Annotated in this window: 15 protein-coding genes and 2 pseudogenes; 15 read left to right on the top strand and 2 right to left on the bottom strand. The window is 67.2% G+C overall.

Going from position 1 to position 14,792, the window contains the following annotated elements; genetic code table 11:
- Positions 1 to 21: 21 nt before the first annotated feature.
- The 3 genes and pseudogenes from ACFWUP_RS01715 (at position 22) to ACFWUP_RS01705 (ending at position 1,976) form a co-directional block, all read left to right on the top strand.
- On the top strand, positions 22 to 501 hold the full coding sequence (locus ACFWUP_RS01715) for a hypothetical protein (RefSeq protein WP_379229726.1): 480 nt from the start codon (positions 22 to 24) through the stop codon (positions 499 to 501).
- Between the two features lie 8 nt (positions 502 to 509).
- Positions 510 to 1,010 carry a MepB family protein gene (locus ACFWUP_RS01710; RefSeq protein ID WP_379229725.1) on the top strand — a complete coding sequence of 167 codons (501 nt, stop codon included), beginning with the start codon at positions 510 to 512 and terminating at the stop codon, positions 1,008 to 1,010.
- A 27-nt stretch (positions 1,011 to 1,037) separates the two neighbouring features.
- A pseudogene (locus ACFWUP_RS01705) lies at positions 1,038 to 1,976 on the top strand (ADP-ribosylglycohydrolase family protein).
- Positions 1,977 to 2,047: 71 nt separating this feature from the next.
- On the opposite strand, the gene ACFWUP_RS01700 reads toward ACFWUP_RS01705, so the two are convergent.
- The gene (locus ACFWUP_RS01700) at positions 2,048 to 2,308 is read right to left on the bottom strand and encodes a hypothetical protein (protein ID WP_379229724.1); all 261 of its coding nucleotides are present in this window, start codon (positions 2,306 to 2,308) and stop codon (positions 2,048 to 2,050) included.
- Positions 2,309 to 2,415: 107 nt separating this feature from the next.
- Between ACFWUP_RS01700 and ACFWUP_RS01695 the strand changes: the two genes are divergently transcribed.
- Positions 2,416 to 2,718, top strand: a complete 303-nt coding sequence (locus ACFWUP_RS01695) for a hypothetical protein (RefSeq protein WP_379229723.1) — start codon at positions 2,416 to 2,418, stop codon at positions 2,716 to 2,718.
- Positions 2,719 to 2,834: 116 nt separating this feature from the next.
- Positions 2,835 to 3,401 (top strand): hypothetical protein, encoded by a 567-nt coding sequence (locus ACFWUP_RS01690; RefSeq protein ID WP_379229722.1) that lies wholly within the window; start codon positions 2,835 to 2,837, stop codon positions 3,399 to 3,401.
- Between the two features lie 15 nt (positions 3,402 to 3,416).
- Here ACFWUP_RS01690 and ACFWUP_RS01685 read toward each other — a convergent pair whose 3' ends face one another.
- Positions 3,417 to 4,418 (bottom strand): YeiH family protein, encoded by a 1,002-nt coding sequence (locus ACFWUP_RS01685; RefSeq protein WP_379229721.1) that lies wholly within the window; start codon positions 4,416 to 4,418, stop codon positions 3,417 to 3,419.
- Between the two features lie 236 nt (positions 4,419 to 4,654).
- Here ACFWUP_RS01685 and ACFWUP_RS01680 point away from each other — a divergent pair, with 236 nt between their 5' ends.
- From ACFWUP_RS01680 to ACFWUP_RS01635, 10 genes and pseudogenes are all read left to right on the top strand, one after another.
- Complete coding sequence (locus ACFWUP_RS01680; protein WP_379229720.1) at positions 4,655 to 5,275, top strand: YdcF family protein; 621 nt, start codon at positions 4,655 to 4,657, stop codon at positions 5,273 to 5,275.
- Entirely contained in the window at positions 5,272 to 6,252 is a 981-nt protein-coding gene (locus ACFWUP_RS01675) for a LysR family transcriptional regulator (RefSeq protein WP_379229719.1), read from the top strand. Before ACFWUP_RS01680 ends, ACFWUP_RS01675 begins: the two co-directional genes overlap by 4 nt.
- A gap of 69 nt (positions 6,253 to 6,321) precedes the next feature.
- Positions 6,322 to 7,131 (top strand): GntR family transcriptional regulator, encoded by an 810-nt coding sequence (locus ACFWUP_RS01670; protein WP_379229718.1) that lies wholly within the window; start codon positions 6,322 to 6,324, stop codon positions 7,129 to 7,131.
- Between the two features lie 5 nt (positions 7,132 to 7,136).
- Positions 7,137 to 9,802, top strand: a pseudogene (locus ACFWUP_RS01665) (fumarate reductase/succinate dehydrogenase flavoprotein subunit).
- Positions 9,802 to 10,029: a ferredoxin family protein gene (locus ACFWUP_RS01660; protein ID WP_378989996.1), complete on the top strand. Its 228-nt coding sequence runs from the start codon at positions 9,802 to 9,804 to the stop codon at positions 10,027 to 10,029. The pseudogene ACFWUP_RS01665 and the gene ACFWUP_RS01660 overlap by 1 nt, the downstream one beginning before the upstream one ends.
- Before the next feature lie 11 nt (positions 10,030 to 10,040).
- Complete coding sequence (locus ACFWUP_RS01655) at positions 10,041 to 11,453, top strand: ABC transporter substrate-binding protein (RefSeq protein ID WP_379229717.1); 1,413 nt, start codon at positions 10,041 to 10,043, stop codon at positions 11,451 to 11,453.
- A 29-nt stretch (positions 11,454 to 11,482) separates the two neighbouring features.
- Positions 11,483 to 12,346: an ABC transporter permease gene (locus ACFWUP_RS01650; RefSeq protein ID WP_379229716.1), complete on the top strand. Its 864-nt coding sequence runs from the start codon at positions 11,483 to 11,485 to the stop codon at positions 12,344 to 12,346.
- On the top strand, positions 12,343 to 13,098 hold the full coding sequence (locus tag ACFWUP_RS01645) for an ABC transporter ATP-binding protein (protein WP_379229715.1): 756 nt from the start codon (positions 12,343 to 12,345) through the stop codon (positions 13,096 to 13,098). Before ACFWUP_RS01650 ends, ACFWUP_RS01645 begins: the two co-directional genes overlap by 4 nt.
- Positions 13,095 to 13,430: a ferredoxin gene (gene fdxA, locus ACFWUP_RS01640; RefSeq protein ID WP_379229714.1), complete on the top strand. Its 336-nt coding sequence runs from the start codon at positions 13,095 to 13,097 to the stop codon at positions 13,428 to 13,430. The genes ACFWUP_RS01645 and fdxA overlap by 4 nt, the downstream gene beginning before the upstream one ends.
- On the top strand, positions 13,427 to 14,791 hold the full coding sequence (locus ACFWUP_RS01635; protein WP_379229713.1) for an FAD-dependent oxidoreductase: 1,365 nt from the start codon (positions 13,427 to 13,429) through the stop codon (positions 14,789 to 14,791). The genes fdxA and ACFWUP_RS01635 overlap by 4 nt, the downstream gene beginning before the upstream one ends.
- Position 14,792 lies beyond the last annotated feature (1 nt).

Genomic DNA, 14,792 nt, shown 5'->3' with positions numbered 1-14,792 from the left:
CCGATCCGGCACACTGGCCCGATGGGTGATCAGCGCGACGACCAGCCCGAAGTCGTAGTCCACGTCGGTGATGGCTCCGACGTGCCGCACGCTGTCGACCCCACGCGGCCCGGGACCGCGGCCACCGCACCGGCCCCCGAGCACCCGTTCCTCCTGCTCACGCGCACCCCCGGTGAGAGCATCCAAGCGCGCTATCTCGACGACGGCACCTACGAACTCGAACACGCCACCGCCACCGAGCACCGCCAGCTGTTCACCACCGACGCACTCCTCGTCCGCGACATCATCTGGTCCTGGATCCAACGCGACACCTGGTGGTCGACCACCGTCGCCTGGACCACCGTCGACCCCGCCATCGCCGAACTCCACGCCCTACACGCCGAACTCTCCGACATGCTCGACGGCATCTCCCTGATGGACTCCGTCACCGACGAACTCGACCGAGCCCTGTCCCGCGCCGACGAACTTCTCGCCGACTTCGATGTCGACTTCGGCGAATAGATCCACCTGTGCACCCTGACCTGATCGCGGCCCGCGATCTCATCGACGTTCTGGGACTGGATCTTTCGGCCGCGATTCCCGAACCGGACAACGCCGAGTACGGAGCATTCGTGTCGGAAGTCGGCTGCGGATCGGTTCGACTCCGGGTCGGAAAGCTGACGCCGACGAAGGTGGGCTTGTTCGTTTCGGTGTGGCAGCGAGCCGCCGACGGATCGACGGTGCCGTTCGCTGCCGAAAACAATCCCGATCTGCTGGTGATCACGGTCCGCGAGGGCACGCGTTTCGGCCAGTTCGTCTTCCCGAGGAACGCACTCGTCGACCACGGGATCGTGTCCGTCGCCGGGCGCGGTGGCAAACGCGGGTTCCGCGTGTACCCGCCCTGGTCGGCAACCCAGAACAACCAGGCACGAAATTCGCAGAACTGGCAATGCGCCTTTTTCCTGAATCTCGACAGCGAGAACATCGACCTTCCGCTCGCCCGAAATTTCTACGGAGACGTCGTCGGCTGAGGGTTGCGTGGTGTGCTCGTGCTGAGCATGATTGTGCCCAGCATGCTGAATTTCGATCCCTCGTTCGACAGCCTCCAAGGCTTATCCGTAGGTGATGCGCTGGGCGCGCAGTTCTTCGTCCCCGGTAGTTCCGTCCCTGATCTACTCGCCGGGCGACCGCCGGTCGCGCCCTGGCAATGGACCGACGACACCGAAATGGCGTGTTCGGTCTTCGCCGAAATTCGCGACAATGAAGTCATCGACCGTGATTCGCTCGCGGCCGCGTTCGCGCAGCGCTGTGAACCGTATCGCGGCTACGGGCCCGGCACAGTTGTTGTGCTGCACGAGATTCGAGATGGGCGGCCGTGGGCCGACGCCGCGGGTGCTGTCTTCGACGGGCGTGGATCGTGGGGCAATGGTGCGGCGATGCGCGTGGCGCCGCTGGGAGCGCATTTCGCCGGTGATCCGGATCGGGGCGCCGCTCAGGCCGCGCTGTCCGCCGAGGTCACCCATCGGCACCCGGAAGCGATCATCGGTGCGATGGTGATCGCGGTGGCGGCCGCACACGCCGCCGACACGCGTGAAAAAGGCTGCGCACCAGATGAATTGATAGATGTCGTCGAGCCGTAACTGGTCGATGGCCTCACCGCACAAGGTGTGCGACGGAGTCGCGGTCTCCTCGGTCGACCGACGGCCGAAGCGGCCTATGAGCTCGGCAACGGTGCGCGGGTCAGCGCCCAGGACACCGTGCCCTTCGCACTGTGGGCGGCCGCCACCCACCTCGACGACTACCCGGCCGCTATCTGCGCGTGCGTCGAAGCAGGCGGAGACGTGGACACCACTGCCGCGATCGTCGGTGGAATCGTGGCCGCCCACACGGGTGTCGGCAACCGCGGCACGACCCACGGAATTCCCGAGGAGTGGCTCACTGCTCGGGAACCGTTGCCCGGATGGGCATTCGAGCGAGTGCCGCGAGTCGCGCGGTAGCAGTCGGACCGGGGCCAGTCGCGAGAGTGTGGTTGTCGGCGCCGAGCCGCTCGGCGGAACCGACGAACGCGTCAGTCCGCGTCGCCCTCGCACCAGTCGTCGAAGGCATCGAATTCCGCTTCGTACTGGGGTGGGATGGAGTCTTCGATGGCATCCTCGATCGGATCCCAGGCTTCATTGCAGCCCTCGGGGGCGGGTGGCCAGGATTCGATGTACTCCACCAAGGGCGATGAAGGCGGTTCGGCTTCCTCCGCCGCCGCGATACCCGCGGTGGCGAGAGTCAAAGCCGCGGCCGTACCCGCGATGGCGATGATCCGGGAAACATTTTTCATGGCATCCTCCAGTCCGCGCCGACATGTGATGTTCCGACAATCGTAGACCTCGCCACGGAGTGCTCGGCAGGTTGCCGGGTCTGCGCTGGGGCCTGTTGACTATCACGATGACACAGGCACAATCGGTGAAATCAACGGTAATCGCGACCACGGTGCTCGGATTCGGTTGTGGGTTGGCGGCTTTGGGAGTTCTTGCGCTGTGGTGGTTGTTCGGGCCGAATTCGGTCAGCTGCTACTACGCGAGCTATGAACCGAATGGTTTCGACGACGCCTTCGGTGAGATGGCGATGAAGATGGCGCCGACGTGGTGGTTGTGGGTCGGGCTCGTGGTGGCGCCGACTGTCGCAGGTACGTCGGTCGGCTTTGCTGCCACACGATTCGGGATGCGCTTTGTTCGAGCGCCGCGCTAGCGACTGCGTGAACCTCTGTGTGTCCCGAAATGGCCAGGCCTGCAAGCTGATTGAGTGGCACGTACAGTGAGAGGTGCTTGGTCTGATGTCTTCGGCGGTGGTGTACGGGGGGTGCTATGGGAACGACAGAAGTCGACCGTGTCGAGGTGGACACCGATTTCTGGGGGATGCTGGTGATCGAGCGGTTCGACGCGGGTGTACGAACATTTCTGAAGTCCGACACGGAGCTCTCGGCGGTCATCGAGCGGCGCGGACCACGAACGGACAAGCGATGCCACCTCGGTAGCCGGGATGCAGCGGCCGTGTCCGCGGTCGTGAACGGTCGTGGCTTCGGCCTCGACATCGGATCGGGAAAGTTGCTGAAACGCAGCTATCGGATCACCGCTGAGGTCGATGGGCGTTTCCTCAGCATGCGCCCCAAAGACATCGAGACGGCGACCTTTGTGAACGGCAAGCCGCATGAGATCGAGAAGGAATTCGGTGAGTTGACCGCGAAGTCGAACGGCACCGTCGACGTCGCCTGGGCGCTGCCCAAGAAGGTTCTCAACCAGGTGGTCGACCCACCGCAGCCGACTGTGGACGACGTCCTCATCGGCTACGCGATCGCTGCGGCGTTCGGCACCGGTTCACTGTCGTTCACCACGATTGTAATGGGCTTCGTCGCCGCTGCGATGCCCGGCTGAACGGTCGGTGCTGCGTCACAGCCATCCGGTGAGGTACATCAGGCCGAGGCTGGTGGTGCCGAGGGTCAGGCCGAGGATGCCGCCCAGGATGAGGGGGCGCGGGCCTGCGGTGCGTAGGCGGGCCAGGCTCAGGGAGGTGCCGATGGCGGCCAGGACGGCGGCGATGAGCCAGCTGCTGGTGGCGGCGAGGGGGTCGGTGAGCCAGGTGGGGAGGATGTTCATGGCCGCGATGACGGAGGCGGCGAGGAAGAGGATCACGAAGAGGGGGACTGCCTGGCGCAGGGAGGCGGCGGGTGCGGCTGTCTCTTCGGCGAGATGGCGGCGGCCGACGTGCAGGCCGAGGCAGAGGGGGACGATGGCGAGGCTGCGGACCATTTTCACGATGACCGCGAACTGTGCGGCACCGGCCCCGAAGATGACACCGGCGGCCAGGACCGACGACGTGTCGTTGATCGCCGTGCCTGCCCAGAGCCCGAAAGCCTCCTGTGACAGGCCGAGGGCGCGGCCCAGCGGCGGATACACCAGTACCGCGGTCACATTGAAGATGAAGATGGTGCCGAGGGCGTAGGCGACGCGTTGCTTGTCGGGGCGCAGCACGGCGGTCGCGGCGGCGATCGCGGAGGCGCCGCAGATGGTCGTGCCCACGGCGATCAAGGTCGCCGACTCCCGGTCCACCGCCAGCATTCGCCCGACGAAGAACGCCGCCACACCGCCGACGAGCAGCGTCCCGATCAACACCACCGCCGTCTCGCGCCCCACGGCCATGACCGACCCCAGCGGCAAGCCGAGACCGAGCAGCACGATGGCCACACCGAGTAGCCGTTGCCGTGCGACATCGAGGCCCGGGTCGAAAACCGTGCTCGAGCTGTGCCTCAGCACCATCCCCGCAACAGCCCCCGCACCCAGTGCCAGCACCGGAATACCGACCATCGGCAATGCCTTACCGAACGGCGTGGCGAGGCCGGCCAGGAGTGCGGCGAGGGCCAGACCGGGAGCGATAGTACGTGCGCGGTTCACCCCACCACCATCGCTGCGCGACGGATCCCCAGGTAGAGGCCGATTCCCTAGGTGCACATAAGGCTGACTTATGTGAGTCGCTGTTGATATGCATCCGGCGTAATCGCGCAATTCGTGCATCAATAATCAGTTTTCCGATTTTGAGCGGCCGTTTTGCGTGATTACGCCGGTGTGAGTCCGGGGCGACGATCGGAATCCGGTGGGAAAGGTGCGCGGATCCGTGGTTTCCTGGGGAGGTGCGGAAACGGACTCGGCTCACCATCGCCGCCGGTCTCGGCGTCCTGATGTGGGGCGAATGGGCGAATTGGCGAGCCTCCCGAAGGTTCGTAGGGCCGGGGGCGGTCGGCTCGGAGGCAATCGTCGTCCTGGGATATCGCAATGCGGGGCCGCGCGCCAACGCCATGAACCGGTGGCGGGTGCGCGCCGGGCTGCGATCAGTAGACCCCGCGGCACCCGAAACCCGCCTCGTCCTGTGCGGCGGTGCGTGCGCGGGCCCGCAGACCGAGGCGGCGCTGATGGCACGCTATGCGAGGGAAACCTGTGGCTACGTCGGTGAACTCGTACTCGAGGAGTCGAGCAGATCCACCTGGGAGAACATCGCTTTCGCGATCCCGTTCCTGAAGGACGTCGACCGCATCAAGATAGTTTCCTTGCCGACGCACGCCGAGAAGGCCCGGCAATATCTCGCCGAGCAGAGCCCGGAACTGGCCGTCCGGCTGGTGCGCGGCCAGGACTACCGCTGCGGCGAATGGCTGGCGCTCAAACCGGTGTTCGCCCTCTACAGCGTCGCCAAAAAGATCCGCCACCCCCGCACCGACGATGCTCGATCCGATCCATCACCCATAATCAGCGCATGACCCTGCCGCCCGGAACACCCGACCTGGAGGTCCTCGACCTGCTCGTGTCGGTGGCCGAGCTGGGCAGTCTCGGCGCCGCCGCCCGTCGACACGGGGTCAGCCAGCCCGCCGCGAGCATGCGGATCAGCGCACTCGAACGCCGCATGCACGTGAAGCTGCTCGATCGCGGACCTACCGGCTCCGAACTCACCGACGCCGGCCGCGCGGTGATCGCCCACGCACGCACCGTCCTCGCCGCCGTCAAAGACCTCGTCGACGACGTCGCCCGGCTCCGCGCCGCCCAGGCGCCGCGCCTGCGCATCGCCGCCTCCAAAACCATTGCCGACCACCGCATTCCGCATTGGCTCGCCGCCCTGCGCACCGACCACCCCGAAGTGGTGATCGCCCTCGAAGTCGAGAACTCCACGCAGGTCGCCGGTCTCGTGCGCGACGGCACCGCCGATCTGGGCTTCGTGGAGGGTCCACATCCACCGGCCGGACTCGGCAGCCGAGTATTGGGTGCCGATGATCTCGTCGTAGTCGTGGCGCCGAATCATCCATGGGCGCAACGGAAGTCTTCGGTCACGCTCGAAGAACTCGCAGGCACGGCCCTGCTGTGGCGCGAACCAGGTTCGGGCACCCGCGACACCGTCTGGGACCTCCTTGCCACTGCTGCCCCACCCACCGGACCGGCCGCCGAACTCGGCTCCACCGGCGCGATCGTGGCAGCCGCCAGAACCGGCATGGCCCCCGCGGTCCTGAGCCGTTTGATCGCCGCACCTGATCTCGTCACCGGCACCCTGGTGGAAGTTCCCTGCGCCGACGCCGCCCGGCTGACCCGCAAATTTCGCGCGATCTGGCGGCGCAACACCCCGCCCTCGGGGCCGGGCGAACTGCTCGTCGACCGGGCCGCGCGCCTCGAAATCACCCGCGCAGCGGTGGTGGGACTCGCCGACAACCAGGCATCGTCGCAGGTAGAAGGCTCGACGCAAAGCTGAGAACTGGCGTAACCATCCGGTAATTGCCCGAAACGTCCCTTGTAACGCGACGTTCGCAGCATTTGCCCCATGACAGCCACTCCAGCCTCCTCGGCCAGGCCTCGGCCTCCCGATCCGGGTTCGGGCAGACGCAGCGCACCGGCCCGGCGTATCCGCGACATCCTGCGCGCTCGCATCCGCAGCGGCGTCTACGGCACCCGCGCACTGCCCGCCGAAGCCCTGCTCGCCGCCGACTTCGCCACCAGCCGCAATATCGTCCGCGACGCGCTCACCCTGCTGCGCGACGAGGGCCTGATCGACCGTGTCCCCGGCGCGGGCACCTTCGTCGTCGCCGACAAGGCGGTGCAGGGCCTCGACCGGCTGCGTGGCCTCGCGGAAACCTTCGAGACCAGCAGCGACCGGGTGGTGAACCAGGTCCTGCTCGCCGAGGTCGTGCCCGCCACCCCGCCGGTCGCCGAACGGCTCGAGCTCCAGCCCGGCGATCCGGTTGTCGCGCTCGAACGTGTGCGCTACCTCGACGGCGCGCCGCTTTCCCTCGACGCCAGCTACCTCACCGCCGACGTCGGCATCCCGCTCCTGGACAAGGACCTCACCGGTTGCGACGTGTTCGGCCTGCTGGAAGCCGAACTCGGCCTGCCGCTCGGTTCGGCCGCCGTCGCGATCGAGGCGGTCGCCGCCGACCCCACCGTCGCCGGTCTGCTGCAGGTCCGCGCGGGCTCCCCGCTGCTGTTCCTGGAACGGCTCACCTACACCGATTCCGGTCGACCCGTCGATCTCGAGTACATCCGCTATCGCGGCGACCGGTTCTCCCTGTCCGGGCGCCTGGATCGCGTCCCGGTGACCCCGCGGCGCACCCGCGACAACAACGAAAGAAGTTGATCCCCATGCAGATTCCACCGCTGACCGACCGGCGAGAAATGGTCTGCGACGTTCTGATCGTCGGCGGCGGCACCGCGGGCACCATGGCCGCGCTCACCGCCGCCCGCCACGGCGCCAACGTGCTGCTCCTCGAAAAGGCGCACGTCCGGCACTCCGGTGCGCTCGCGATGGGCATGGACGGCGTGAACAACGCCGTCGTTCCCGGCAAGGCCAGCCCCGAGGACTACGTCGCCGACATCACCGTCGCCAACGACGGCATCGTCAACCAGCGCACCGTCTACGAAACCGCCACCAGGGGTTTCGAGATGGTGCAGCGACTCGAGAACTACGGCGTGAAGTTCGAGAAGGACGAGCACGGTGAGTACGCGGTCCGCAAGGTGCACCGCTCCGGCTCCTACGTCCTGCCGATGCCAGAGGGTCGCGACGTGAAGAAGGTGCTCTACCGCACCCTGCGCGCCCGCGACGTCCGATCCAAGGTGACCATCAGCAACCGGGTGATGCCCGTGCGGGTGCTCACCGTCGACGGCCGTGCGGTCGGCGCGGTCGGATTCGACACGCGCACCGGCGAATTCGTCACCATCTCGGCGGGCGCGGTGATCCTGGCGGCGGGTGCGTGTGGCCGGCTCGGCCTGCCCGCCTCGGGCTACCTCTACGGCACCTACGAGAACCCCACCAACGCCGGCGACGGCTACGCCATGGCCTACCACGCGGGCGCGGAACTCTCGGGTATCGAGTGCTTCCAGATCAACCCGCTGATCAAGGACTACAACGGCCCCGCCTGCGCGTACGTGGCCAACCCCTTCGGCGGCTATCAGGTCAACTCTGAAGGTAACCGTTTCGTCGACTGCGACTACTGGTCCGGGCAGATGATGGCCGAGGTCAAACGCGAACTCGACAGCGCCCGCGGCCCGATCTACCTGAAACTGAGCCACCTGCCCGACGCCACGATCCGCGAGATCGAAGGCATCCTGCACACCACCGAACGTCCCACCCGCGGCACCTTCCACGAAGGCCGTGGCACCGACTACCGCACCAGCGACATCGAGATGCACATCTCCGAGATCGGTTTGTGCAGTGGACATTCCGCATCGGGTGTGTGGGTCGACGAACACGCCGCCACCACCGTGCCCGGCCTCTACGCGGCGGGCGACATGGCGCTCGTCCCGCACAACTACATGATCGGCGCCTTCGTCTACGGCGACATCGCCGGGGAGCACGCCAGCGTATTCGCCCGTGGCGCAGCGCATCCGGAGCTGCCCGCCGACCAGATCGAAGCCGCCCACGAACTGATCTACCGCCCGCTACGCAACCCCGACGGCCCACCGCAACCGCAGGTCGAATACAAGCTGCGCCGCTTCGTCAACGACTACCTCCAGCCGCCCAAGGCGCAGTCGTATCTGACCCTCGGTGTCGAGGCCTTCGAACGGATGAACTCCGACATCGCCGCGATGGGCGCCCGGACACCGCACGAACTGATGCGCTGCGCGGAGGTGACCTTCATCCGCGACTGCGCCGAAATGGCGGCGCGGGCATCGTTGCGCCGGACCGAAAGTCGTTGGGGCCTTTACCATCAGCGCGCGGACTGGCCTGCCAGCAATGACGCCGAGTGGTTCTGTCATCTCAATCTCTATCGCGGTGCGAGTGGTGCGATGGAGTTCAAGACCCGCCCGGTCGCGCCCTACATCGTGCCGGTTCCGGGCTTCGTCCGGCCCGACGGTGTCGCCGATGTCGCCGCCCCCGAACTCGTCGGCGCGTGGGGTGCCCGATGAGCGCGCGACTGCTGGCCCTGCTCGATCTCGCCGACGAATGCCCGGAACTCGACGAGCTGACCCCGTTCCTCACCGACCCGGACGCGGAGGTTCGCCGCACCGCGCTGTCGGTGCTGAGTGAGACCACCGACGCCTGGGCCGAAGCGGCACCGATCTTCGCCGCCGCCCTCGCCGACCCCGATGTCGACGTGCGCCACGCCGCCATCGGTCTGCTCACCGAACTCCTCGAAGTTCTCGTGCCGGGGCCGGAATTCGATGCGGCCCTGCGCGATTGCGTCACCGCACCGGAACCGGCCGTGCGTTCGGCCGCCATCGAGGCGCTCTGGCGACACCGCAGGGTCACCGCCGACGAGCTCCGGGAATGGCTCTCGGATCCGAATGTGGCCGTGCGGCGCACGGTCGTCGGCGGCCTCACCTCGGTCGACGCCCTCGACGAACTCGCCCTCGCCGCCAGCGACGAAGACCAGAACGTGCGCATCGGCGTCGCGAAAGGGATTGCGGCGGTAGGTGATCCACGCGGCGCGGTGACACTGCTCGCCTTGGCCGCCGACCCGCAACCGCTCGTGCGGGCCGCGGCGCTGTCGAGCCTGGCAGGCACCGGTTGCGACGAACAAGCCGCCGCCACAGCCACCGCCGCCATGACCGACCCCGCCTGGCAGGTCCGGCAGGCGGCGGCGATCGCCCTGGCCGCCGCCGACCCCGAACTCGCCGCGGCACCGCTGCTGTCGGCGGTCTCCGATCCCAACCTCGACGTCCGCAAGGCCGCAGTGCGCGCACTGGCCGAGCGGATCGCCGAGCGACGTGACATCACCTCGGCGCTGCAGGCGGCCCTCGACGACCCGGACGCCGACGTCCGCGCCTTCGCCCGCATCGGCATCGCCAACTCTGGAAAGGAACTCTGATGGCCCAGGCCAATGCCCGCCTCGACGTCCCCGTCTCGGTCGACGAGGCGAAATGTATCGACGGCTGCACCCTCTGCGTGGACATGTGCCCGCTCGATTCCCTTGCCATCCACCCGGATTCGGGCAAGGCCTACATGCACGTCGACGAGTGCTGGTACTGCGGGCCGTGTGCCGCGCGGTGCCCGGTCGGCGCCGTCACCGTGAACATCCCGTTCCTGTTGCGTTGAGAGAGCCGATCATGAGCATCCGAATTCCCGCGCTGCTGCTCGGCGCTGCCGCCGTCGCTTCCCTGGCCACCGGCTGCGGCGCCGGCGACGACGGCAAGACCGTCACCGTGAACATCGGCTACCAGTCCAAGACCATCAACACCGTCACGGCGGGCACCCTGCTGCGCGATCGCGGCACCTTCGAGGCCGAACTCGCCGAACTCGGCAAGTCGAAGGGCCTCACCTACAAGGTGGAGTGGAAGGACTTCGCCGCCGGCCCGCCGCTGACCGCGCAGATGCTGGCCGGTCAGGTCGACATCGGTTCGATGGGCGACGCGCCGGTCCTGGTCAACGGCTCCAAGACCCGCGATCACGCCGACGTGAAGTCCGAACTGATCGCCGTCACCGGCTACAACCTGCGCGGCTCACTGAATCAGATTGTGGTGCCGACGGATTCGAAGGCGACCACGATCGCGGATCTGCGCGGTGAGATCGTCTCGACCAGTGTCGGGTCGGCCGCGCACGGCATGCTCGCCACCGGGCTCTCGGCCGCCGGGATGACCCTCGAGGATGTGAAACTGCTCGGTCAGGATCCCGCTGTCGGCGCCTCGGCCCTGCAGGGTGATCAGGTGGCCGCGCTGGCCCAGTTCGTGCCGTGGCCACAGAAACTCGTCTACGACGGCAAGGCCAAACTGCTCTACGACGGTGGCAGCGCCGGGATTCCGACCTTCCACGCGGTGGTCGCGAGCGAACGCTTCGGCACCGAGAACTCCGATGTCGTCACCGCGTTTCTGCGCGCGGTTCGCAAGACCACCGACTACCTGAACCAGAACCCCCTCGAAGCCGCGCAGCGCGTCGCCGAGATCACCGGGTTGCCCGCCGAGGTCGTGTACCTCTACAACGGCCCGAACGGCCTGGTGAGTTTCGATCCCACGATCAAATCGCAACAGGTGGAAGCGCTCGGCAAGCTGTTGCCGTTCCTGAAAAGCCTCGGCGCGCTCTCTGATCTGAACCTCGGCGAGTTCGTCGACGACCGGTACCTGCGCACCGTCTACGGCGCCGAGTACGACGCCGCCAGCGCATCGGTGGCCGCCCCCGCGCCACTGACCGGCACCGATACCACCTGTGGGGGAGCGGTCGACGGCCTCGCCACCGCTTCGGAGGTGTGGTTCGCCGACACCCCGAAGACCACGGTTGCCAAGACCCCGACCTGTCTGCTGCGGCAGATCGCGGCCACCGGCACCACCGTGCGCGCCGCCTACGTCCCCGACCACACCACCGGCACCCGCCTGTTCGCCGCGACCGCGAGCTGGGTCAGCGATCCCGCCGCCGGCCCCGACGATCGGCTGCTGCCCTTCGCGACCAGCGCCGCCGCACAGCAGTACGCCGCCGCCCATCCGGGCGTCACGGTGATCGATTACCAGGCAGCACTGAAGGCCCGCTAGATCCGTCACGTGAGACCAGGAGGCTCACCATGACCGTTTCCGTCAAAACCCTCGCCGCACCCATCGCGGCGCCCGAAAGCACTATCCCGCAGCCGAATTCACCCACCCGATTCACAGTGCCCCCGAAGGCGCGCAAAGCGGTCCTGACCGCGGTGCCGCTGGCGGCGTTGCTGCTGGCCTGGTATCTGCTCACCACCAATCAGGTCGTGTTCTGGTTGCGTTTCGACAAGATCCCTACGCCCGCACAGGTCTTCGAGTCGTTCCGCACGCAGCTGGGCGCGTCGACCTACTACCGCGACATCTTCTCCAGCACCCGCCGCATCCTGATCGGCTTCGGCCTGGCCACGGTGTCTGGGGTGCTGATCGGCATGGCGGTCGGGCGCTCAGCGGTGGTCAGCGCGCTCGTGCGGCCGATTCTGGAGGTGTTCCGGCCGATCCCCGCGATCGCGCTGGTGCCCCTGGCGATTCTGTTGTTCCCGACCGGTGAACAGGGCATCGTCTTCATCACCTTCTTCGCCGCGTTCTTCCCGGTCGCGGTGAGCACCATCCACGCCATGCACGCCCTGCCCAAGGTGTGGGAGGAAGCAGCGCACACCCTCGGTGCGCGGCGACGCGACATCCTGTTCCAGATCGCCCTTCCTGGTGCGCTACCCGGCATCTTCTCGGGACTGTCGGTGGCGATGGGCGTGGCCTGGATCTGCGTGATCAGCGCGGAGATGATCTCGGGCCAGTTCGGCATCGGGTACTTCACCTGGCAGTCCTACGGGCTCCTCGACTACCCGGGGGTGATCGTCGGGATGCTCACCATCGGGTTGCTCGGCTGGTTCACCGCCTGGCTGGTCGAACTGGCGGGGCGCCGGGTGAACCGGTGGCTGCCGAGGGCACAGCGATGAGCGCCGGCGCTGCGGTGCGGCTGAGCGGTTTGCGCATCGCCTACGGTGAAAGTCTCGCCGCCGAAGTGGATCTCGATATCGACGCGGGCCAGATCGTGGTCCTGCTCGGTCCGTCGGGCTGCGGCAAATCGACGGTGCTGCGTGCCATGGCCGGCCTACTGCCACCGATCGGGGGCACGGTCACCGTCGATGGTGGACCCTCGGAACAACACTGTTCGATGGTGTTCCAGGAGGACGCGCTGCTGCCGTGGCGCACCGCCCGGCGCAATGTCGAATTCGCGCTGAAACTGCGCGGGGTGTCGCGGCGCAACCGACGCATCGAAGCGCAGGAACTGCTGAACCTGGTCGGGCTCACCGACTTCGGCGATCACCTGCCCGGCGCACTGTCGGGCGGGATGCGCCAGCGCGTGCAGCTGGCCCGGACGCTGGCCGCGCAACCACGCGTACTGCTGATGGACGAACCGTTCGGCGCCCTCGACGCCCAGACCCGCGCTGACATGCAACGACTGCTGATCTCGGTGTGGCAGCAACGTCAGACCACGGTGCTGTTCGTGACCCACGATGTCGACGAGGCGCTGCTTTTGGCCGACCGGATCGTGCTGCTCACTCCGCGTCCCGCCCGGATCCAGCGCGTCATCGAGATCGACTCGCCGCGTGCGCCGGGTGCCCGCTTCGAACCCGAATTCGCGCGTCTGCGTTACGAAATCCTCGCCGCCCTCGGCGAGCCGAACGAGAAGGAACTCTCCTCATGACCTTCGTCATCGGAGCCGCCTGCGTGGACATCATGGACCGCGCCTGCGTGGAGGAATGTCCTGTCGACTGCATATACACCGGCGACCGGATGGCCTACATCCATCCGACCGAGTGCGTGGATTGTGGTGCGTGCGAACCGGTCTGCCCGGTCGAGGCGATCTACCTCGACGACGACATCCCGGCAGGCCAAGAAGGATTCGTCGCCACGAACGCCGACTTCTTCGACACGGCGCTGCCCGGCCGCGACACCGCATTGGGTTCGCCGGGCGGTGCGGGCGTGGTGGGTGATCTCGGCGTCGACACGCCGTTCGTCGCGGGATACGAGAAATGAAAGGTCCACTGCGGGTAGCGATCGTGGGCGCGGGGCCGGCCGGTATCTACGCCGCCGACGCCCTGATGAAGTCCGATGCCGACGTGAGCATCGACCTCTACGAGCGCATGCCCGCGCCCTTCGGCCTGATCCGCTACGGCGTCGCCCCCGACCACCCGCGCATCAAGGGCATCATCACCGCCCTGCACAAGGTCCTCGACAAAGACCAGGTCCGCCTGCTCGGCAACATCGACTACGGCACCGACATCACCCTCGACGACCTGCGCCAGTTCTACGACGCGGTCATCTTCTCCACCGGCGCCAACGCCGACCGCGCACTGGCCATCCCCGGCATCGACCTCGACGGTTCCTACGGCGCCGCCGACTTCGTGTCCTGGTACGACGGCCACCCCGACGTCCCCCGCTCCTGGCCCCTCGAGGCCGAGAAGGTCGCCGTCCTCGGTGTCGGCAACGTCGCCCTCGACGTCGCCCGGGTGTTGGCCAAGACCGGTGACGAGCTGCTGACGACCGAGATCCCGCCGAACGTCTACGAAGGCCTGAAAGCCAACAAGGCTCTCGAGGTCCATGTCTTCGGTCGTCGTGGCCCCGCACAGGCGAAGTTCACGCCTTTGGAGCTGCGCGAGCTGGATCACTCGCCGACGATCGAGGTCATCGTCAACCCCGAAGACATCGACTACGACGAAGGCTCCGAAGCCGCGCGTCGTAACTCCAAGCAGGTCGACATGGTCGCCAACACCTTGGAGCAGTGGGCCATTCGCGATCACGGTGATCGCCCGCACAAGCTGTTCCTGCACTTCTTCGAGTCCCCCGCCGAGGTCCTCGGTGAAGACGGCAAGGTCGTGGGTCTGCGGACCGAGCGCACCCAACTCGACGGGACCGGCAACGTCAAGGGCACCGGCAACTTCACCGACTGGGACATCCAGGCTGTGTACCGCGCGGTTGGCTACCTCTCGCAGAACATCGCCGATATCCCGTTCGACGATCGCACCGGCACCATTCCCAACGAGTCGGGACGCGTGCTGATCGACCCGGGCGCACGGGGGAGCGCGCGGTATCTGACCGGTGTCTACGTGACCGGCTGGATCAAGCGCGGCCCGGTCGGCCTCATCGGCCACACCAAGGGTGACGCCAACGAAACCGTCGCCTGCCTGCTCGCCGATCGTGCGCTCTTGACACCAGCGCCGCGACCCGACCCCGATGCGGTGATCGATCATCTGGTCGCCGCAGATATTCCGTTCACGACCTGGGAAGGCTGGTACCGCCTCGACGCCCACGAACGGGCACTGGGCGAGCCCGAAGGACGCGAGCGGATCAAGGTCGTCGCACGCGCGGACATGCTGCATGCCAGCCTGGCTCAGTGAG

This window comes from Nocardia sp. NPDC058658 (assembly GCF_042716665.1).
Classification (GTDB): domain Bacteria; phylum Actinomycetota; class Actinomycetes; order Mycobacteriales; family Mycobacteriaceae; genus Nocardia.
The sequence above is the reverse complement of the archived record's forward strand: the minus strand, read 5'-3'. Positions and strand labels throughout refer to the sequence as shown.